We start from the raw sequence: 21205 nt of genomic DNA, 5'->3' as shown, positions 1-21205 counted from the left end.
CAGTGGCGCTGGCGCCACGTGTCGCACCAGCGTTCACGCGCCGGGGCTGCCGGCACGCTGAGCCCGACCTTGCGTGAGGCTGCTTTGCGCTGGCTGTGGTCGTCTGGATATCTGCTATCCAATTGATAGCTACATGCCTTTGATGTTATTGCGCTGGTGGCCGATGGGGGCCCGCGGTGCTTGTCGCTGGACGGTCCGGGCCTGCTCTTCATTGGCTGACAATGCGCCGGGGCTGACGCGCTGGAGCAACTCCAGCAGCAGCGCCCATTCGGCCGGCGAGTAGAGCTGGCGCAGGCCCGCTTCCATCTCCAGAGAAGTGGCATGCGCCTGCCGGGCAATGGACAGACCCTCGGCCGTAAGGCGGATGGCCTGAGCCCGGCGATCGGTGGGGTTGCGCTCGCGCACCAGCAGGCCCCGGCTTTGCAGCCGGCTGACCACCAGGGTGAGGTTGGGGGCGCTCAGGTTCAGCGCCTGGGCGAGTTGCCGTTGGGACAATCCTTCGCCCGGCAAGAGCAGCATCAACAGGGAAAATTCGACGGTGCGCAATTGCATGGGCTCGCCGATCGCCTGGAAAAAAGCGCGGTTGGCCGCTACCCGTGCCTGCGCCAGAGCATAGCCGAGCAGGTGTTGGACGGTGGAGGGATCGACGGGAGATTCATGCATGGAGGGTTTCCGGGCGGTCGAGTGTAAGAGTCCTCGCAATCCCTGCCAGTCCGGCACAAGACACCTGAACGGATTGCTCTGACACTCGGGGCGGCCCCGACCTCGTGGGCCAAAGCCGCTGTTTTATGGGTAAAGGCGAAGTGCTTGGCGGCGGCTGGAGCCCCTGAAGCCCGTACATTCCCCGACATTCACGTGCACTCGCCATGGAGCGAGGCATTATCGCCACGCGCATGCCGGCCGATGGGTGGTTGGCTTGGCGCAGCATGGCCGCGTGTGCCCGGGTGGAAGGGGCCGTCAGCTATCCGTCAGCGCTCGGCGTCGCCTTGCTGGTCCAGCTCGGCCGAGCAGGCTGCGATCAGGGCGTCGAACGCATCGAAGGCCAGCGGTTTGGCCAATACGTGATCGAAACCGACCAACTGCGCCCGGTCCGAAACGCCCAACCCCGTGATGGCGATCGCGATGCTGGGCCTGCCTGCCGTTGCCGCGCGCAATTTCGGAACGAGTTGGGTGCCCAGCATGTCGGGCAGTTGCTGGTCTACGAGGAACAGCGAGGCGGGGCGTTGCGCCATGTGCTGCAGCGCTTCGTTGCCACTGTGGGCGACGCGCACCGTGTACCCCTGCAGGTCGAGCAGATCGCTCAGCAGTTCAGAGGCATCGCGGTTGTCGTCAATGATGAGAATGTCTGCAGGCATGCGGAGGGCTTCGCTGACGGTACAGTGTTTTTCTTAAAGACCATCAAACAATCAAGCCCAATAGTCTTCTTCTTAGGGCTCTATTGTGCCCGTCCTCTGCACGGGCAAGCGGACCGAGAAGACAACATGGGGTGCGCGGTATTCGTATCCAATGCTGCCCCCGTGTCCCTGGACGATCTGGTGGGCGATGTACAGCCCCAGCCCCATCCCCGACCGATTGCGCGCGTTGCCGACCGAAGAGGCCTTGAACGGACTGAAAAGATTGCGGGCAATGTCTTCCGGGATGGGGGCGGCGACATTGCGCACGGCGATCTCGTGCCATTCATCGGTGGCGGTCGCATGCACCTCGATGGGATGCCCGCTCTGGCCATGGTGCCGCGCGTTGCCGATGAGGTTGACGACCACCTGGGCGATGCGATCGGCATCGACACGGGCTTTCAGCGCAGCGGGGATGCTGCCCACGATCTCGGTGCCGGGGTGTGCCGTGCGGGCCTCATCGATGAGGTCGTTCAGCAGGGCGACCAGATCCACGTCCGTGCGCTGCAGATCCAGTCCCAGGCCGCTCTGCAGGCGCGACATGTCCATCACCTGACTCACCAGCCGCTGCATGCGGCTGCTGGAGGACTGGATGCGCTGACCGATTCTGCCGGCCCGCCCGCCGTCGGTGCCGCCCTGTTCGAGCACGCGCGCGGCCATGCTGATGGAGTGCAGGGGGTCTCGCAGATCGTGGCCCAGGACGGCCATCAGCTGGTTGCGCGTGCGATTGATCTCGGCGGTGCGCGCGTTCTGCACGCGCACGAGTTCGTCCATCAACTGCCGGGCGGCATCCAGTTCCAGCGTGCTCCAATGCTCGGCGGTGGACCGGACGGTTTCCTTCCACAGATCGAACGAGCCGCGCGGGGTGAGCCGCGGGCCCAGGGGGCCGTGGCGGATGTCCTTGTCCGGCTTGCCGCCCCAGTGGATGGTCTCGATCTGCTCCTTGCGAAGAAAGATCAACCAGCCGTTGCGGTCCCGGTCGAAAGGGATGCCCAGCACGCCGCACCAGGGCGACGTCGCGGCGGCCAGTTCGGGCGCAAGCTGCGGCAGCGACTGGGTCTGGAACAGGCGCTGCCGGTCCTGGCCCGGCTCGGCGGCCAGCCATTGCACGATGGCGCTGCCCGCCGCTTCCGATACTTCGCCGAACACGCTCAGCTTCGCCCCATGAGCCACCAGCGCCGCATCGGCCTGCAAGATGGCGGCCATCTCGGCTGTGTGCTGGGTCAGGGCGGTGAATTCGTCGTCCGCGTGCAGCAGCTCTTCGATGAGGTGGGTGCGGGCGCCGGCCAGTTGCTGCAGGCGGTCCGCCTGGGAGCGGGAAAGCGTGCTCTGGATGTTGGCAGACAGCACCTGGGCGATCACGTCGCAGGCCATGCGCACGCTGTAGGGCACCTGGCGAGGACCCATGTGATGGCAGGCGATCAGGCCCCACAGCTGTTCGTTGATCACGATGGACACGCTCATCGACGCACCCACGCCCATGTTGGACAGGTATTCGATGTGGATTGGCGACACGCTGCGCAGAATGCTGCCGCTCAGGTCCAGCGGGGGCGCACCGGCCTCCTGCAGCAGGGGCACCGCGGCCGAGCGCACGTCGGCGATCAGCCGCAGGGTGTTGGCCACGTAGAGCCTGCGTGCCTGCGCTGGAATGTCGCTGGCCGGATAGCGCCGGCCCAGGTAGGGGTCGAGCGTATCGACACACGATTCGGCGGCCACTTCGCCGCTGCTGTCATGGCGAAAGCGATAGGCCATCACCCGGTCGAAGCCGGTCAGGGCCCGCAGTTCTTCGGTGGCCAGCTGCAGCAGCTCATCGATGGCCCGGGGCCGGCGCAGCTTTTCCATCGCGCGGTGGGCCTGCACGGCAAAGCCTGCCAGCTCGCTGTGGGTCTGGTGGCGCAGCTCGAATTCGGCCACCAGCATCGCGCTGCCGACATGCAGCACCACGTCGAACTGGCGGTCTTCGACCTGCAACTCGCTGGGCATGGGCACATCCCGCTCGCCCCGCAGCGCCTGCAAGCCGTCCTGAAGGAGCCCTGCAATCAGCGGGCACACCGTGCCCGGGCTTTCGGGCAGAGGCTCGCCCACGGTCACGCCGCACTGCAGAAGGGCCTGCACGTTGGCGCTGACATAGCGGACCACGCCTTCGCGGTCCACAGCGATCAGGGTGCCATGGCTCTGGATGCTGCCGGGCACGTGGATGGGCTCGCGGTCGCAGTTGTCCAGCGTGGTGGTGGTGCCGGGTGTGAATGACTGGATCATGCGAGCACCCCCTGGCCCTGCAACTGGTGCCGCAGGCCATCGAAGCCGGCACGTGCGCCGGCGCAGGCCGCCTGGACATCGAAACGGCTCTGAACGTGCGTGTCGAGCAGCCTGGTGAACTGTTTCCAGCGCAAACCCGTACCGGCACCCAGGCCGTGCAAATAGCGCAGCGGATGCGGCGCCAGCCGGGGCGCCAGGCGCTGGTACAGGAACTGGCCTCCCAATTGCGAGCCCTCCACCACATAGGCCAGGCCCCAGCAGACCGCCGCATGGCCGGGTGCCCCGAAAGCGGAAAACGCCTGCGCAGCCATCTGCTGCGTGCAGCCGCTGGCGTCACCGAAGCCGTCTTCGGCTTGCGCTGGCTCGCCGCGCATCGCCAGCCAGTCCGCGTGCAGGGCGTGCAGGCGAGCGGGGCGTGCAAAGTCGAAACCGGGCACCAGCGACTCCAGCGCCGCCAGGTGCGGCTGGAGGGCGGTGAGCCAGGCGCTCAGGGCCAGGGTATGGTGGCGATAGTCTTCCAGGCTGGCATCGGCCCTGCCGATTGGCAGGCTGGCATCCAGCTGCGCATGCGATTCCTTCGTGGTTTGTCGCAGCGCCGAAAGGCAGTCGGTCTCCGGCACCGGAGTGCAGGACGGGAGGGGAGATCGCTGTGACACGGAAGAAGGGTGGGGGATCGGGGTGGCCAGAAAAGACTGGAGCAAGATTTTAGGGGCTGGGCCTGCCCATGGTGCCAGGCAGGTTACCCGCCTGTTTTGTGCCTGCAACACGCGCGCTCGCAGCGGGCGAGGTCCGTCCGGCCCGAAGCCGCCGCTGCGTTGGCAGCGATGGCGAAACCCGTGCCTGCCGGCGGCAGTGAGATGGTTCAAAGCGAGGGACCTCAGGGCGGGGCGATGAGCCCTTGCACGCGGCGTGCAAGCGCATCGAGCGTAAAGGGCTTGGTGAGCACCTGCATGCCCCGCTCCAGGTGGCCGTTGCCCACGGCCGCATTTTCGGCATAGCCGGTGATGAACAGGATTTTCAGGTCCGGCCGGTAGATCCGGCCGCTATCGGCCATCTGCCGCCCGTTCATTCCACCGGGCAGGCCCACGTCGGTGATCAGCAGGTCGAGGTGGGTGCTGGACTGAAGTACCAGCAGCCCCGATGCCCCGTCCTGTGCCTCGATGGTGTCGTAGCCCATCTCCTGCAGCACCTCCACCACCAGCGACCGAACGCTCGGCTCGTCGTCCACCACCAGCACGGTGCCCGACCCCTGGCCTCCTGCGATCGACGGCGCCGAGGGCAGGTCGATGTCCTGCGCCGGCGCATCGTGCCGCGGCAGGTAGATGCACATGGTCGTGCCCATGCCGGGCTCGGAGTAGGCGCGCACCTGGCCACCCGACTGCCGCGCGAATCCATAGACCATCGACAGCCCCAGCCCCGTGCCCATGCCGATCGGCTTGGTGGTGAAGAACGGCTCGAACACGCGGTGGATGATTTCGGGCGACATGCCGGTGCCGGTATCGGTCACGCACAGCGACACGTACTGGCCCGGGGGCAGGTCGCGGTCCAGGGAGGCACGCTCGTCCATCCACTTGTTGGCCGTCTCGATCGTGAGCCGGCCGCCGCCGGGCATGGCGTCGCGAGAGTTGATGCACAGGTTGAGCAGGGCGCTTTCCAGTTGGTGGGGGTCCACGTGCGTGGTCCACAGGCCGACGGCGCCCACCACCTCCAGCTCGTTTTCGGGCCCGATGGTGCGCCGGATCAGCTCTTCCATGCCCTTCACGAGCCGGTTCACGTCGGTTGGCTTGGGGTCCAGCGTCTGCCGGCGCGAGAAGGCCAGCATGCGGTGGGTGAGCGAGGCCGCCCGCTTGGCGGCGCCCTGGCCCACGCTCACATAGCGCTCCAGGTCGTCGTAGCGGCCCTGGCCCACGCGGCGGTGCAGCAGTTCCAGGCTGCCTGTGATCGTGGCCAGCAGGTTGTTGAAGTCGTGCGCGAGCCCGCCCGTGAGCTGGCCCACGGCCTCCATCTTCTGCGACTGGCGCAGCGCCTCCTGCGCGGCTTCGCGCTCGCGCGATTCGGTGGTGAGGCGCGCGAGCGCGTTCTCGACCTCCTGGGTGCGCTCGACCACGCGCGCTTCCAGGTGGCTGTTCAGCGCGCGAAGCTCCTGTTCGGCCACCACCTTTTCCGTCACGTCGTAGCCCTCGGCGAAAACGCCGGTGACCTCGCCCTGGCCGTCGGTGGTGGGTTGGTAGATGAAGTCCAGGTAGCGCTCGGCCAGCGGCATGCCGGGCTTTTGCTGGATGAGGACCTTGAGGCCCTGGGCCAGGTACGGCTGCCCGGTGCGGTAGACCTCGTCCAGCAGTTCGTACAGCCCCTGGCCTTCCAGCTCGGGCAGGCCTTCGCGCACTGTCTTGCCTTCCACGCTGCGGTGCCCGATCAGCTGCACGTAGGAGTCGTTGACGAACTCGAACACATGCTCCGGGCCGCGCAGTACGCACATGAAACCGGGCGCCTTCTGGAACAGGCTGCGCAGTCGGTCGCGCTCCGCCGTGCTTTCCTCCAGCACCCCGGCACTGGCCAGGCGCGAGGCGATCTGGCCGGCCAGCAACTGAACGAACGCCATGGCCTCGCCGTCGTGCATGGGCCGGTGCGGATTGGCCCCGCACACCATGAATCCCGCCGACCGGGCGCCGCCTTGTGCCGGCAGCGCCACGACGAACGCCGCCCGCGCCGGCGTGTCCCAATCGCCGGTGGGCACGTCGTTCACCGCGTCCAGCGGCACGGCGAAGGCCGCGTCGCCGGCTTGCAGTCGGTGGACCTGCCAGGGTTCCCGGGAGTTCATCGCCAGCACAGTGGGCGCCAGCCGATGGCCCTGGTCGATGCCTGCATTGCAGCTCAGGCGGGCCACGCCCGAGGGTTCGTACAGATAGACGAGTGAAAACGGCAAGTCCCGCTGGGCTTGGCCCATCCGCTCGCAGGCGGTGTCGAGCACGGCCCGGCGGCTGTTGACCGCCGACAGCGCCGCGCCCAGTTCGCGCAGCAGGCGCAGGCGCCGCTCGTTGAGCACGCGGCCCGTGTCTTCCGACACCGCGCAGAACAGGCCGTGGACCTGCCCGTCGTCGCCGTGCAGCGGGCTGTACGAAAACGTGTGGTACGTTTCCTCCAGGTAGCCCGCGCGGTCCAGCAGCAGCATCAGCGAGTCGTCCCAGGTGGACTCGGCCCGTTCGTACACGGCATGCATGCGGCCTTTGACCTGGTCCCAGATCTCGGCCCAGACCTCAGCGGTCGGGCGCGCGAGCGCGTACGGGTGCTTGGCTCCCAGCGTGGGGCGATAGGCATCGTTGTAGAAAAAAGCGATGTCCGGTCCCCAGCCAAGCCACATCTCGAAGCGCGAGGTGAGCAGGATGCGAAGCGCGACCTTCAGCGGCTCGGGCCAGAATGCCGGCGAGCCGAGCGGGGTGGCTTCCCAGTCGTGAGCGCGCATGAGCTGTGCCATCTCGCTGTCCCCGATGAAGATGTGCGCGAAGCGGTCGCTGTCAGCGGTGATGGCAGTGGCAGGGGAGGGGTTCATGCAAAAAATCAGCGTGAATCGGCCAGTCGGTTGATGGTGGCCATCAGGGCGTGGGGCTGCAAGGGCTTGCCCAGGTGCGCGTCGAATCCTGCCTCCAGAGCCCGTTGCGCGTCCTGCGCGCGGGAGAAGGCGGTCAGCGCGATGGCGATCGGCTGGGCCTTGCCCTCGGGCAGGGGCAGGGAGCGCAGGCTGCGGACCAGGTCGTAGCCGTCGCGCCCGGGCAGGCCGATGTCGCAGACCAGCACGTCGGGCCAGCGCTCGGCCAGGGCCTGCATGGCCGCGTCATGGTCGCCGGCTTCGCGCAGCCGCGCACCGCCGTCGGTGAGCACCACGGTGAGCATTTCGCGTGCATCGGGGTGGTCTTCCACGATGAGGATGTCCAGGCCCGCCAGGGGTCGGTCGTTCATCGGCGGTTCGGCTGGGGCATCGTCGCCAAGGGGCGCGGCGCGGGCCGTATCGCCCCCTTTGTGGTCCACCGGCAGCATCACCTGCATGGTGGTGCCCTGGTCGAGCCCGGCGCTCACGGCCGTGGCGCGGCCGCCGTGCAGTTCGGCCAGCTGCTTGACGATGGACAGCCCCAGGCCCAGGCCGCCGTGGCGTCGGTTGTCGGGCGAGTCGCTCTGCGTGAACCGGTCGAACAGGTGATCGATGAATTCGCTGGCGATGCCGCGCCCGTAGTCCCGCACGGACAGGGTGAGCTGGCCCTTCTCGCGCCGCAGCGCCACGTCGATTCGCGCGCCGTCGTTGGAGAATTTGATGGCATTGGTCAGCAGGTTCCAGAAGATCTGCTGAAAGCGCGTCGGGTCCAGCCAGGCGGGGGCATTCGCGTCCTGCACGGCCAGCGCCACGTCCAGGCGCTTTTCGGCGATCGAGGCCTGCAGCGCGTCGATGGAGGAGCGCACCGATTCGACGGGGTCGATCCATTCCCGCTCCAGGTGCAGCTTGCCGCTGTTGATGCGCGACACGTCGAGGATGTCCGAGATGATGCGCGCCTGCGCCTTCACGTTGCGGTGGATGGAGTCCAGGCCCTTGAGCAGCTCGGGCGTGCCGCCGCGGCGCTTAAGGATGTGCACCCATCCGGCGATGGCGTTCAGCGGGGTGCGCAGTTCGTGCGACAGCACCGCGATGAAATCGTCCTTGGTGCGGCTCAGCCGCTCGGCAGTGGCGCGGGCCGCCTGCTCGCGTTCCAGCACATCCTGGCGGCGGGAGTCGAGCTCCATGCGCTCGGAGATGTCGGCCGCGATCGCCATGCGCAGGCCGGGCTCCACGTGGGCCGAGATGCTCCACTCCAGGTACACCCAGGCGCCGTCCGGGCGTTGCAGCGGAAACTCTCCCTGCCAGGGGTCGCCACGCTCGCCCCCCACGGTTTTTTCGGTGATGAAGTCCAGCCAGCCGGGCGGCGCAAAGTCGCTGATGGGGTGGCCCAGCAGTTCGTCGCGCGAGCGGTCCAGCAGCCGCATCATGGCGGGGTTGACATCGGTGAAACGGCCGTCGGGCTGGATCAGGCCGATACCCGCCAGCGCCTGGCTGTAGATGGCGCGAAAGCGCCGGTCGCTGCGGCGCAGGCCGTCTTCGGCCATGCGCGCACGGATCAGCGCCTGCAGTGTGCCCACCAGCAGCGCCGGCTCCACCGGGTGCGTGAGGTAGGCGTCGGCCCCCGCGTTCAAACCGGTCACCCGGTCTTCGCTGTGCACGTGGGCGGCGGACAGGTGCGTGACCGGCAGCAGGACCGTGGCTTCCTGCTGGCGGATGATGCGGCAGACCTCGAAGCCGTCGATGTCGGGCAGGTGCACGTCCAGCACCACGGCCGACACGCCGGTGGCCGCCAGGCGGATGGCCTCGGTGCCGTTGTCGGCCTCCACGGTCTGAAAGCCGGCGGCGCGGATGATCCGGACGGTGGAGTAGCGTGTGACCGGGTTGTCGTCCACCACCAGCACCGTGTGCGCGGCGCGGTCGATGGTCGTGTGGATGGCACTGACGTCCTGCATGCCGTTACCCATGGGCGCCGTCCTCGGTGGTTGCGGAGGCCCCAGTGGCCGCGGCTTCGTTGCCCGGCAGCCGCAGCGGCAGCGTCAGCGAGAACACCGAGCCGCTGCCCAGCGCGCTCTCCAGCGTGACCGTGCCGCCCAGCAGTTCGGCCAGCTGGCGGCTCACGGCCAGCCCCAGGCCGGTGCCGCGCAGACGCTTTTGCAGCGACGAGCCGATCTGCGTGTAGTCGTCAAACACGCTGGAATGGAATTCGGGAGCGATGCCGATGCCGGTGTCGGTCACCGAAAATCGCACCCGGTCTCCATCCACGACGCGGGCCGACACGCGCACCTCGCCCCGGGGCGTGAATTTGAGCGCGTTGGAGATGAAATTGCGCAGGATCTGCGACAACTTGCGGTCGTCCGTGTACAGCGGCGCGATGCCCTGGGGCTCGTCGAAGAACAGGTTGACGTCCGGGTTGGTCAGCACCGGCCGGAACATCCCGCGCAGGGCCTGGAACAGATCCAGCATGTCGAACCAGGCAGGCGAGATTTCCACGCGGCCGGCTTCGATCTTGGCGAGATCGAGCAGGTCGTCCACCATGTCGGCAAACTCGTTCGCGGTGCTCTGGATGAATCCCACCTGGCGGGCCTGCTCGGTGTTGAGGGGCCCGTCCACATGGTCGGCCAGTAGCCGGGCGATGCTGCGAATGGAGTTGATGGGCGTGCGGAACTCGTGGCTCATGTAGGCCAGGAAACGGCTTTTCATCTCCGTGGCTTTTTGCAGCTGCTCGGCCTGCGCGTCCAGCTCGGAATACAGCGCGACCACGCCGCGGTTGGTTTCCTCCAGCTCGGCGCTCAGCTCCTGGACTTCCCGCTGGCTTTCGGCCAGGGCGGCGCGCAGCGCCTCGATGGATTCCTGGGGCGCAGCGGCGGTGGGCGGCGTCGGTGCCGGCGTGGCGGATGCCTGGAAGGTGCGGTCGGAAATGAGGTCGGAGGTGCCGTCCATGGTGTCTTTCGTGCTTCGGGTCACTCGATGCACTGCACCACCACCACGGTCGCGTCGTCGCGCGCCCGGTGGTGATCGCGCAGCAGCACGGCGGCCACCAGGGTGGGATCGCTGCCCAGCAGGCGCTGGATGCTGGCGGGATGCCAGCGGGTTTCGATGCCGTCGCTGTGTACGACCAGCAGCGCATAGGGAGGCAGCTCGGTGGTGGTCTCCTGCGGCCGGCGCATGGTCAGGCCCACCGTGCCGTGCTGCGTGACGACCGAGCGGTCCGACAGGCCCGTGACCACGCGGGCCACCACGTTGCCAACGCCGGAACTGCGCACGGTGGCGGCCGTGGCATCCAGCCGCAGGCTGCACACGGCGGCGCCCCGCGTGGACTGCAGCTCGGCATGCATGCTTTCGATCTGCTCGCGCAGGTCGCCGAAGGGGGCCTGCAGGAACAGGTCCGCCGCCGCGCCGGACGCCTTGGCGGCCTCGCTGCCGTGGCCGAGGCCATCGGCCACGAACAGCGCGGCCCGGGGGCCGTCCAGGGCCGCGGCCCAGGCGTCGCCGCACACGGTCTCGCCCGCCAGCGGCAACCGGATGGCACCCACCCGCAGGGTCTGGGGCGGGGCGGCTGGCGCATCGCCGGCCTCGCGGTGCTGGCGCACGCGGGCCACGCACACCGTGCCCTGCGGTACGGAGGAGTGGATGTCGAAGTCGTCCGCCAGCCGCCGGACCGCGCCCAGCCCGGCGCCCTGCGTGCCGCCGGTGGAGTAGCCGTCGCGCATGGACAGCGGCAGGTCCTGGATGCCTGGCCCGTGGTCGATGGCAATCACCTCCACCAGGCCGAGCGCCGGCACGGCCGCGATCAGCAAGCGGCCTTCGCGGGCGTGCAGGTGCAGGTTGTTGGCCAGCTCGGTCACCACGATGGACAGGCGCCCGCTGTCGGTGTCGCCCCATTCCATCTCGGCGCTCGCGTGGGCGGCGAAGCGCCGGGCTTCGCCCACGCAGCTGGTGTCGCCCATCGCGAAGGCCGTGTGCGTCCATCCCATCAGCAACTGGGGGGCGTTGCCCGTGGGGGCGGCTACTTCCATTTGGTGATGCTCACGCGGGTCCCTTCGCCGGGGGCCGTGTGGATGTCGAACTCATTGACCAGACGCCGGCTGCCCGGCAGTCCCAGGCCCATGCCGCCGCCCGAGGTCCAGCCGTCGGTCAGGGCGAGCTTCAGGTCGGAAATGCCCGGCCCCTCGTCTTCGAAATGCAGTTGCAGGCCATGGCGGCCCTGCCGCTCCAGCGTTTCCCAGCGCATGCGGCCGCCGCCACCGTGCACCAGCGTGTTGCGCGACAGCTCGCTGGCCGCCGTGATGAGCTTCGTCTGGTCCACCAGCGAGAATTTCAGCTGAGTGCACAGGACGCGGACCGTCTGCCGGCAGGCGACGATGTGCTGCTCCGACGCGATGGGCAACGTGCCGGCGGGATCAGCGGACAAGGGATGGCTCCTGGCGGATGCGCTCCAGCAATTGCATTCCGCGCTCCACGTTGAGTGCGGTGCGAACGCCTTCCAGGGACAGGCCCAGTTCCACCAGGGTGATGGCCACGGCGGGCTGCATGCCCACCACCACCGTGTGGGCCGAGAGAATGCGCGCGATGCCGGAGATGCTGCTCAGCATGCGCCCGACGAACGAGTCCACGATTTCCAGGCCCGAGATGTCGATCATGACGCCGGTGGCGCCCGTCTTGGCGATGCGGTCGGCCAGGTCGTCCTGCAGCTGCATGGCGGTGCGGTCCTGCATGTCCACCTGGATGGTGACCAGCAGGGTTTCGCCCATGCGAAGAATGGGAATGCGGTCCATGGGGTGCTCCGGATCAGGCGGCGCGCGTGATGCGCCAGCCGGTTTTCTGCAGCGCCAGCGACAGCGCGTCCGCCAGATTGGCACGCGTGTAGATGCCTTGCAGGTCGATGCCCAGGTGCACGATGGTCTGTGCGATCTGCGGACGGATGCCGCTGATGATGCAGTCCGCGCCCATGAGCCGGATGGCCGCCACGGTCTTGAGCAGATGCTGCGCGACCAGCGTGTCCACGGTAGGCACCCCGGTGATGTCGATGATGGCGAGTTCCGATTCGGTCTCCAGGATGCGCTGCAGCAGCGTTTCCATGACCACCTGCGTGCGGTTGCTGTCCAGGACGCCGATCATGGGGACGGCCAGCACGCCGTCCCAGAGCTTCACCACGGGCGTGGACAGCTCCAGCAGCTCTTCCTGCTGGCGGCGGATGATGTCCTCGCGCGCCTGCTGGAAGGTGTTGGCCGTGCGCTGCGCCAGCTGGTCGACCAGCGCCGTGGCGGACCACAGGGCCGGAACCAGGTCGGCGGCGGCGGGCACCGTCTGCTGCAGCAGCGTGAAGAGGGGCTTTTTCATGGCTTGGACGAACACGCTGGTGTCGCCCGCCGTCTGGCCGCGCGAGGCGCGCGAGCGCGAAAGCGCTTCGAGCGCCTCGTTCATGCCTTGCCAGGCCGGACCATTGGGGCCTTGCGCGTCGCCGCCAGCCTGCAGCGCGCTGCGCAGCAGCTGCAGCAGTTCGCGCGCCTGCGCCGCCGTGGCGCGCTGGTGGGTGGGATCTTGGGCGCCTGCCTCGGCCAGCCACTCGTCCAGGATGGCGGATTCGTGGGTTTCCAGAAGGGAAAGAAGGGCCGGGTGTTGCTGCTTCATGGCAGGGCGCTTTTCTAGATAAAAACAAATTCTAACGGGCGGGGCTGCACCGCCACGCGGGCTTGCCCTGCGCGGGCACCGGGCTTGTACCTACTTTCCGCGGGGCCGCGCCTGGGACGCACAGCGCTGGGGCAGTCGGTGGGGTGGCGATGCGCGGGCCGCACCAGTCCGGGCCGTCGATGCGGGTCGCCGCCCGTTGCCGCACCGGGGGCTCCAGTGGCGGTGTGCCACCAAAGATAGAGGCTTTTGGATCGAAAAAGGGCCGTTGCCGGGATATTTCCTGCCTTTGATGCTATGAAAATAATAGCATTGGCCGCAATGCCAGCGGAACGGGTCGCCACCGCGCCGGCCGGGCCCCGATCTTGCAAGCCCACCCGTCACCCGGACCGGCGCGAGAAATCGCCCGCCTCCGGGGCTCCCGCCCGGTGGGAATGTGTGTGTGCAAATGGGGCCCTGTGCGTAGTAACCCTGTATAGACAGGCCTGTCGCACCGCCATCATTCCGGGCGTCGGAGCAATGCGGCGCGTGCCTTCCAGGTGCGCGACTCGATCTTTTCTTGTGAGGAGCAGATGATGGGCCGATCGGTTTTGAAAATGGTGTCGCTGGCGGTGGCGGGCGTTTGTGTGGCGGGGCTGTCCCTGCAGGCCCAGGCGCAGAACGTGAAGATTGCGCTGGGCATGTCGGGCTGGACGGGCTTCGCGCCGCTCACGCTGGCCGACAAGGCGGGCATTTTCAAGAAGAACGGCCTGGATGTGGAACTCAAGATGATTCCGCAGAAAGACCGCCACCTGGCCCTGGCCTCCGAGGCGATCCAGTGCGCGGCCACCACGGTGGAAACGCATGTGGCCTGGAACGCCAACGGCGTGCCCATCGTGCAGATCTTCCAGATGGACAAGTCCTACGGCGCCGACGGCCTGGCCGTGCGCAACGACGTGAAGGGCTTCGCCGACCTCAAGGGCAAGACCATCGGCGTGAGCGCGCCGGGCACCGCGCCGTACTTCGGCCTGGCCTGGATGCTGAACAAGAACGGCATGACGCTCAAGGACGTGAAGACCGTCTCGCTCGAACCCCAGCCCGCTGCGCAGGCCTTCGTGTCCGGCCAGAACGATGCCGCGATGACCTACGAGCCCTACCTGTCCACCGTGCGCGCCAACCCGCAGGCCGGCAAGATCCTGGCCACCACCATCGACTACCCCATGGTGATGGACACCGTGGGCTGCGCGCCCACCTGGCTCAAGGCCAACGCCAAGGCGGCGCAAGCCCTGGCTAACTCGTATTTCGAGGCGCTGGAGATGATCAAGGCGGACCCCGCCAAGGCCAACGAGATCATGGGCTCGGCCGTCAAGCAAAGCGGCGAGCAGTTCGCCAAGTCGTCGGCCTACCTGCGCTGGCAGGACAAGGCGGCCAACCAGAAGTTCTTCGCCGGCGAGCTGATGCAGTTCATGAAGGAGTCGGTGCCCATCCTGCTGGAGGCTGGCGTGATCCGCAAGGCGCCTGAAAAACTCGAGGCCACCTTCGACGCCAGCTTCATCCAGTGATGGCACGGGAGCCTGCCACCATGCCCGCCACGACTGCCGCCCGCCACCCTGCCGCAGGGCCGTCCCCCAGCGCCCCCGCCGCGCTTCGGGCGGGGCCTGCCCCTGATCCCGTTCGCCGCCGCGCCATGGCGCCGCTCGAGCCCGTCAGCCCACGAGTCCGCTGGGTGCTGGGCCTGGCGTTCTTCGTGGTGTTCATCGCCGTGTGGTCGTTCTTCACGCTGGGCGGCGTCGTGTCGCCCACGTTCCTGGCCAGTCCGACCACCATGCTCAAGGAGGGCGGCCTGCTGTTCACAGAGTACGGCTTTCACAAGGACATCGGCATGACGGTGTGGCGCGTGCTCGGCGGCTTCCTGCTGGCGGCTGTCGTCGCGGTGCCGCTGGGCATCGCCATGGGCGCCTGGAAGCCGGTGGAGGCGTTCTTCGAGCCCTTCGTGTCGTTCTGCCGCTACCTGCCGGCCTCGGCCTTCATCCCGCTGCTCATCCTGTGGGCGGGCATCGGCGAGGCGCAGAAGCTGCTCGTCATCTTCATCGGCTCGGTGTTCCAGATCACGCTGATGGTGGCCGTGACCGTGGGCGGCGCGCGGCGCGACCTGGTCGAGGCGGCTTACACGCTGGGCGCGGGCAACACGGGCATCGTGCGCCGCGTGCTCATTCCCGGCGCGGCGCCCGGCATTGCCGAAACGCTGCGCCTGGTGCTGGGCTGGGCCTGGACCTACGTGATCGTGGCCGAGCTGATCGGCTCGTCGTCAGGCATCGGCCACATGATCACCGACAGCCAGGCGCTGCTGAACACGGGGCAGATCATCTTCGGCATCATCGTGATCGGCGTCATCGGGCTGGTGTCCGACTTCGCCTTCAAGGCGGCCAACCGCCGCCTCTTCGCCTGGAGCACGCTATGACCGCACCGATGCTTTCCGTTCGCGGCGTATCGCGCACCTTCGCCGGTGCGCGCGGCCAGGCCACCCAGGCGCTGCTGCCGGTGGATTTCGAGGTGCGCGAGAACGACTTCGTCACCATCCTCGGGCCGTCCGGCTGCGGCAAATCGACGCTGCTGCGCATCGTGGCGGGGCTGGACTTTCCCACCGCGGGCGAGGTGCTGCTGGACGGCCAGCGCATCGACGGCCCCGGCGCCGACCGCGGCATGGTGTTCCAGAGCTACACGCTGTTTCCGTGGCTGACCATCGAGCAGAACATCCGCTTCGGCCTGCGCGAGCGCGGCATGCCCGAGACGCAGCAAAAGGAGAGGGCGGCGTACTTCATCGCCAAGGTGGGCCTGCGCGGCTTCGAGCAGCACTATCCCAAGCAGCTGTCGGGCGGCATGCAGCAACGCACGGCCATTGCCCGGGCCCTCGCCAACGACCCCAAGATCCTTCTCATGGACGAACCCTTCGGCGCGCTCGACAACCAGACCCGCGTGCTCATGCAGGAGCTGCTGCTGGGCATCTGGGAGGCCGAGCGCAAGACGGTGATGTTCGTCACCCACGACATCGACGAGGCGATCTTCATGGCCAACCGCGTGGCGGTGTTCAGCGCCCGGCCGGGCCGCATCAAGACCGAGCTGGCGGTGGACCTGCCGCACCCGCGGCACTACCGCGTGAAGACCTCGCCCGAGTTCATGGACCTGAAGGCGCGGCTGACCGAGGAGATCCGCGCCGAGTCCATGGCGGCGGACCTGCATTGAGCCGCTCCAAGAAACCCGCCGACATGAACGCCGCCGCCCTCCGTGCCAACGCCGAAGCCGAGTCCGCTGCCGCGGCGCCGGTGGAGCCCGCGCTGGCGCTGTACCAACAGGTCAAGGAGTTCATCGCCCGCAAGATCCAGGACGGCTCCTGGCGCGCGGGCGACCGGCTGCCCTCCGAGAGCGAGCTGGTGCTGCAGTTCGGCATGTCGCGCATGACCGTCAACCGCGCGCTGCGCGAGCTGTCCGAGCAGGGCCGCATCGTGCGCGTGGCCGGGGTGGGCAGCTTCGTGGCGGAGGACAAGCCGCAGTCCACGCTGCTGCAGATCGCCAACCTGGCCAGCGAGATCCGCCAACGCGGGCACGACTACCGCTGCGACGTGCTCACGGTGGAGCGCGTGTCGGCCTCGATGGAGGTGGCCGCGGCGCTGGACCTGCGCACGGGCGAGTCGGTGTTCCATGCCGTGTGCGTGCACCGCGAGGACGGCGTGGCCGTGCAGCTGGAAGACCGTTATGTGAACCCCCGCGTGGTGCCCACCTTCGCGCAGCAGGACTTCACGCAGCTGCAGCCCTCGGAATTCCTGGTGCGCAATGTGCCGTTCGACCAGGTGGAGCACGTGGTCGATGCCGTGCTGCCCACGCCGGAGCAGGCGCAGCTGCTGGGCATGGAGCCCGCCCAGCCGTGCCTGCTGCTCACCCGCCGCACCTGGAGCCGCGGCGTGCCGGTGACCCTGGTGCGCTGCCTGCACCCCGCCTCGCGCTACCGTCTGGGCAGCCGCTTCCGGGCCGACGGCAATCCGGTGTTCGGATAGCGGGCCGCTGCTTTCATTGGCTTCCTTTTCGCTCGAACCTACTTGTATATACAGGATGAACTTGATGACCGATTCCTCCCCTGAAACCCTGGTGCTGCACCCCGGCCGCGTCACGCTGGGCGAACTGCGGCGCTTGAGCGCGGGCGGCGTGCGCCTGTCGCTCGACCCGGCCGCGCAGGCTGGCATGCAGGCCTCGCTGGCCACGGTGCAGCGCATCGTCGAAGAAGACCAGGTGGTCTATGGCATCAACACCGGCTTCGGCAAGCTCGCCAGCACGAAGATCGCGCACGGCCGGCTGGCCGAACTGCAGCGCAACCTGGTGCTGTCGCACAGCGTGGGCACCGGCGATCCGCTGCCCGACCCGGTGGTGCGCGTGGTGCTGGCCACCAAGGCGGTGAGCCTGGCGCGCGGCCACTCCGGCGTGCGGCCCGCCATCGTCGATGCGCTGCTGGCCCTGGCCAATGCCGACGTGCTGCCCGTGATTCCGGCCAAGGGCTCGGTCGGCGCCTCGGGCGACCTGGCACCGCTGGCCCACCTGGCCTGCGTGCTGATCGGCGAGGGCCAGGCCAAGGTGCAGGGCCGCACGGTGCCGGGCCGCGAGGCCATGGCCGCCATCGGTTGCGAGCCGTTCGTCCTAGGCCCCAAGGAAGGGCTGGCGTTGCTGAACGGCACGCAGGTGTCCACGGCCCTTGCGCTGGCCGGGCTGTTCGGCGCCGAGAGCGTGTTCGCGGCCGGGCTGGTGTCGGGCGCGCTGTCGCTCGAAGCCATCAAGGGCTCGGTCAAGCCGTTCGATGCGCGCATCCAAGAAGCGCGCGGCCAGCCGGGCCAGATCGCCGTGGCGGCCGCCGTGCGCGCGCTGCTGGAGGGCAGCGAGATCGATCCGTCGCACCCGCACTGCGGGCGCGTGCAGGACCCGTATTCGATCCGCTGCGTGCCGCAGGTGATGGGCGCGTGCCTCGATAACCTGCAGCATGCCGCGCGCGTGCTGCAGATCGAAGCCAATGCCGCCTCGGACAACCCGCTCGTGTTCTCCGAAACGGGCGACGTGATTTCGGGCGGCAACTTCCACGCCGAGCCAGTGGCCTTCGCTGCCGACATCATCGCGCTGGCGGTGGCCGAGATCGGCGCCATCTCCGAGCGGCGCCTGGCGCTGCTGCTGGACACCGGCCTGTCGGGCCTGCCGGCCTTCCTCATCCGCGACAGCGGCGTGAACTCAGGCTTCATGATCGCGCAGGTCACGGCCGCGGCGCTGGCGTCCGAGAACAAGTCGCTGGCCCACCCGGGCAGCGTGGACAGCCTGCCCACCTCGGCCAACCAGGAAGACCATGTGTCCATGGCCACCTACGCCGCGCGGCGCCTGACCGACATGGTGCGCAACACGGCGGTGGTGGTCGGCATCGAGGCCATGGCCGCCACCCAGGGCATCGACTTCGACCGCGTGCCCGCACCGGGCGCCGCCGCCACCCCGTGGCTGAAAAGCTCGCCGCTCATCGAAGCGCAGATCGCCGCCATCCGCGCGCGCGTTGCCTTCCTGGAGCAGGACCGCTTTCTCGCCACCGACATCGAGGCCATGCGCGGCTGGGCCCAGGAATCCGCCTGGCCCGCGCCCGTGACCGCCCACCTGCCCAGCTTCGTTTCCCAGATTTCGTGAAGGAGCCTTTGCCATGAACGCCAACGACGCCATCCTCTCCACCGCCGCGGCCCCGCTCGCCGACCCCCGCCACGACCCCACGCGCGTGATCCGCGCCCCGCGCGGCAGCCAGCTGAACTGCAAGAACTGGCTGGCCGAGGCCGCCTACCGCATGATCCAGAACAACCTGGATGCCGAGGTGGCCGAGCGCCCGCAGGATCTGGTGGTCTACGGGGGCATCGGCCGCGCCGCGCGCGACTGGGCCTGCTACGACCAGATCCTGTCGTCGCTCAAGGTGCTGGAGGCCGACGAAACCCTGCTGATCCAGTCCGGCAAGCCGGTGGGCGTGTTCAAGACGCACGAGAACGCGCCGCGCGTGCTGCTCGCCAACTCCAACCTGGTGCCGAAGTGGGGCACCTGGGAACACTTCAACGAACTGGACCGCAAGGGCCTGTTCATGTACGGCCAGATGACGGCCGGCAGCTGGATCTACATCGGCAGCCAGGGCATCGTGCAGGGCACGTTCGAGACCTTCGTCGAGGCCGGCCGCCAGCACTACGACAACGACCTCTCCGGCAAGTGGATCCTCACGGCGGGACTGGGGGGCATGGGCGGCGCGCAGCCCCTGGCCGCCACGCTCGCGGGGGCGGTGTCGCTCAACATCGAGTGCCAGCAAAGCAGCATCGACTTTCGCCTGCGCACGCGCTATGTGGACAAGCAGGCGCGCGACATCGACCATGCGCTGGAGTTGATCCGGCAGCACTGCGACGCGAAGGAGGCCGTCTCCATCGCACTGCTGGGCAACGCGGCCGAGGTGCTGCCCGAACTGGTCCGCCGCGCGAAGGCGGGCGGATTGAAACCCGACCTGGTGACCGACCAGACCTCCGCCCACGACCTGATCCACGGCTACCTGCCCGCCGGCTGGACAGTGCCGCAATGGCAGGCCGCGATGAAGGACCCCGCGCAGCATGCCGCCCTGACGAAGGCCGCCGCCCAGTCGTGCGCGGTGCACGTGCAGGCCATGCTGGACTTCCAGGCCATGGGCATTCCCACGGTGGACTACGGCAACAACATCCGCCAGGTGGCGTTCGACGAGGGGGTGAAGAACGCCTTCGACTTCCCCGGCTTCGTGCCCGCCTACATCCGCCCGCTGTTCTGCGAGGGCAAGGGCCCGTTCCGCTGGGTGGCGTTGTCAGGCGACCCGGAGGACATCTACAAGACCGATGCCAAGATCAAGGAGCTGTTCCCCGACAACCACCACACGCACCGCTGGCTGGACATGGCGCGCGAGCGGATCGCCTTCCAGGGCCTGCCCGCGCGCATCTGCTGGCTGGGCCTGGGCGAGCGCCACAAGGCGGCGCTGGCCTTCAACGAAATGGTCAGGAGCGGCGAACTCAAGGCGCCCATCGTCATCGGCCGCGACCACCTGGACACCGGTTCGGTGGCCAGCCCCAACCGCGAGACCGAGGCCATGAAGGACGGCACCGACGCGGTGAGCGACTGGCCGCTGCTGAACGCGCTGCTCAACACGGCGGGCGGCGCCACGTGGGTGAGCCTGCACCACGGCGGTGGCGTGGGCATGGGCTACTCGCAGCATGCCGGCGTGGTCATCGTGGCCGACGGCACCGATGACGCGGCCGCGCGCCTGGGCCGCGTGCTGTGGAACGACCCGGCCTCGGGCGTGATGCGGCATGCCGACGCGGGCTACGACATCGCGGTGGCCACCGCACGAAGGCAGGGCCTGAACCTTCCCATGGTGCGCTGAGGCCTCCGCAGGGCCGCCGGAAAACGGAATTTCGCCATTCCGCGAGAAAAAAGGGGAACCCCATTCCCAATGGCCGGGAATGGGGGCGTGTGCTCCCGGGCCGCTTCCTTCGATACTGAACGCATGACCCGAAGTGCATTGCCCAGCGCCGTTGCGACGTCCGACCGAGTGCTCCAGGTGCTGGCCGTGCTGGCCCAGCAGGGCAGGGCGATGGCCGCGACCGAGCTCATGGAGCACACCGGCATGGCGCGCAGCACGCTGTACCGCCAGCTCGCGCGCCTCAAGCGCTGGGGCTTCGTGCTGGAAAGCGATGGCGGCTATGCGCCGGGCCCTTTGAGCCTTCAGCTGGCCCTCGGCTTCGACCTGGCTTCGCACCTGGTGCGGCAGGCGCGCCCCGGCATGGTGGAGCTGTCGCAGCAGTCGCAGGAAAGCGTCGGCCTGATCGTCGCGGTGAACGACCAGGCCATCTGCCTGGACATGGTGGAAAGCCACCATTCGCTGCGCTGCTCGTTCGAAAAGGGTCGCAGCGTGCCGCTGCGCACGGGCGCTTCGGCCAAGTGCGTGCTGGCCCATCTGCCGCCCGCCGCGCGCGATGCGGTGCTCGACAGCCAGTGGGGCACGGGCACGCCCGAGCGCGAGGCCGCCCAGCAGGCGCTGGAGGCGATCCGCAAGGCCGGCTTCGCCACCAGCGAGAGCGAGGTGGACCCCGGCGTCTGGGGCTGCAGCGTGCCGCTGTTCGGCGCGTCCCGCCAGGCCGCGGGCGCCATCACGCTGATGGCGCCGGTGATGCGGGCCCAGGGCCAGGAGGCCGCGCTGATCCGCATGGTGGTCGTGGCGGCTGCCCGCATCTCGCGCCAACTCGTTTTGCACTGAACCCGGCCGCATCGTTTTTCTTTTTCCCTCGAGTGCCTTTCC

Annotated in this window: 18 protein-coding genes; 7 read left to right on the top strand and 11 right to left on the bottom strand. The window is 68.4% G+C overall.

What is annotated here, in order from left to right:
- Positions 1-129: 129 nt before the first annotated feature.
- The 11 genes from AVME950_RS03110 to AVME950_RS03060 all read right to left on the bottom strand — a co-directional run bounded on the left by AVME950_RS03110 (position 130) and on the right by AVME950_RS03060 (position 12867).
- Positions 130-663 carry a MarR family winged helix-turn-helix transcriptional regulator gene (locus tag AVME950_RS03110; RefSeq protein ID WP_284428723.1) on the bottom strand — a complete coding sequence of 178 codons (534 nt, stop codon included), beginning with the start codon at positions 661-663 and terminating at the stop codon, positions 130-132.
- A gap of 305 nt (positions 664-968) precedes the next feature.
- Positions 969-1355, bottom strand: coding sequence for a response regulator (locus AVME950_RS03105; RefSeq protein WP_284428722.1), 387 nt, complete (start codon positions 1353-1355; stop codon positions 969-971).
- A 72-nt stretch (positions 1356-1427) separates the two neighbouring features.
- The gene (locus tag AVME950_RS03100; protein ID WP_284428721.1) at positions 1428-3650 is read right to left on the bottom strand and encodes an ATP-binding protein; all 2223 of its coding nucleotides are present in this window, start codon (positions 3648-3650) and stop codon (positions 1428-1430) included.
- Entirely contained in the window at positions 3647-4270 is a 624-nt protein-coding gene (locus AVME950_RS03095) for a biliverdin-producing heme oxygenase (protein ID WP_284428720.1), read from the bottom strand. Before AVME950_RS03095 ends, AVME950_RS03100 begins: the two co-directional genes overlap by 4 nt.
- A 257-nt stretch (positions 4271-4527) precedes the next feature.
- Positions 4528-7200, bottom strand: coding sequence for an ATP-binding protein (locus tag AVME950_RS03090; RefSeq protein ID WP_284428719.1), 2673 nt, complete (start codon positions 7198-7200; stop codon positions 4528-4530).
- Between the two features lie 8 nt (positions 7201-7208).
- Positions 7209-9188 carry a hybrid sensor histidine kinase/response regulator gene (locus AVME950_RS03085; RefSeq protein WP_284429556.1) on the bottom strand — a complete coding sequence of 660 codons (1980 nt, stop codon included), beginning with the start codon at positions 9186-9188 and terminating at the stop codon, positions 7209-7211.
- A 4-nt stretch (positions 9189-9192) separates the two neighbouring features.
- On the bottom strand, positions 9193-10176 hold the full coding sequence (locus tag AVME950_RS03080; RefSeq protein WP_284428718.1) for an ATP-binding protein: 984 nt from the start codon (positions 10174-10176) through the stop codon (positions 9193-9195).
- Positions 10177-10196: 20 nt separating this feature from the next.
- Complete coding sequence (locus tag AVME950_RS03075) at positions 10197-11252, bottom strand: ATP-binding SpoIIE family protein phosphatase (RefSeq protein WP_284428717.1); 1056 nt, start codon at positions 11250-11252, stop codon at positions 10197-10199.
- A complete protein-coding gene (locus AVME950_RS03070) occupies positions 11243-11647 on the bottom strand; it encodes an anti-sigma regulatory factor (protein ID WP_272563946.1) in 405 nt (134 codons plus the stop codon). The genes AVME950_RS03075 and AVME950_RS03070 overlap by 10 nt, the downstream gene beginning before the upstream one ends.
- Complete coding sequence (locus AVME950_RS03065) at positions 11637-12011, bottom strand: STAS domain-containing protein (RefSeq protein WP_284409314.1); 375 nt, start codon at positions 12009-12011, stop codon at positions 11637-11639. The genes AVME950_RS03070 and AVME950_RS03065 overlap by 11 nt, the downstream gene beginning before the upstream one ends.
- Before the next feature lie 13 nt (positions 12012-12024).
- A complete protein-coding gene (locus AVME950_RS03060; protein ID WP_284428716.1) occupies positions 12025-12867 on the bottom strand; it encodes an STAS domain-containing protein in 843 nt (280 codons plus the stop codon).
- A 572-nt stretch (positions 12868-13439) separates the two neighbouring features.
- Between AVME950_RS03060 and AVME950_RS03055 the strand changes: the two genes are divergently transcribed.
- From AVME950_RS03055 to AVME950_RS03025, 7 genes are all read left to right on the top strand, one after another.
- Complete coding sequence (locus AVME950_RS03055; protein ID WP_272563943.1) at positions 13440-14405, top strand: ABC transporter substrate-binding protein; 966 nt, start codon at positions 13440-13442, stop codon at positions 14403-14405.
- 20 nt (positions 14406-14425) lie between these two features.
- Complete coding sequence (locus AVME950_RS03050; RefSeq protein ID WP_487089836.1) at positions 14426-15304, top strand: ABC transporter permease; 879 nt, start codon at positions 14426-14428, stop codon at positions 15302-15304.
- The gene (locus tag AVME950_RS03045; RefSeq protein ID WP_284428715.1) at positions 15301-16086 is read left to right on the top strand and encodes an ABC transporter ATP-binding protein; all 786 of its coding nucleotides are present in this window, start codon (positions 15301-15303) and stop codon (positions 16084-16086) included. The genes AVME950_RS03050 and AVME950_RS03045 overlap by 4 nt, the downstream gene beginning before the upstream one ends.
- Before the next feature lie 23 nt (positions 16087-16109).
- Positions 16110-16895, top strand: coding sequence for a histidine utilization transcriptional repressor HutC (gene hutC / locus AVME950_RS03040; RefSeq protein ID WP_284401831.1), 786 nt, complete (start codon positions 16110-16112; stop codon positions 16893-16895).
- Between the two features lie 64 nt (positions 16896-16959).
- Positions 16960-18546 carry a histidine ammonia-lyase gene (gene hutH / locus AVME950_RS03035; protein WP_284428714.1) on the top strand — a complete coding sequence of 529 codons (1587 nt, stop codon included), beginning with the start codon at positions 16960-16962 and terminating at the stop codon, positions 18544-18546.
- Positions 18547-18559: 13 nt separating this feature from the next.
- The gene (gene hutU, locus AVME950_RS03030; protein ID WP_284428713.1) at positions 18560-20290 is read left to right on the top strand and encodes a urocanate hydratase; all 1731 of its coding nucleotides are present in this window, start codon (positions 18560-18562) and stop codon (positions 20288-20290) included.
- Between the two features lie 123 nt (positions 20291-20413).
- Positions 20414-21163, top strand: coding sequence for an IclR family transcriptional regulator (locus AVME950_RS03025; protein WP_272563939.1), 750 nt, complete (start codon positions 20414-20416; stop codon positions 21161-21163).
- Positions 21164-21205: the final 42 nt, after the last annotated feature.

The sequence above is a fragment of the Acidovorax sp. SUPP950 genome (assembly GCF_030158935.1).
Lineage (GTDB): Bacteria > Pseudomonadota > Gammaproteobacteria > Burkholderiales > Burkholderiaceae_C > Paracidovorax.
Note: the sequence above shows the minus strand (reverse complement) of the source record. Positions and strands in the feature narration are given on the sequence as shown.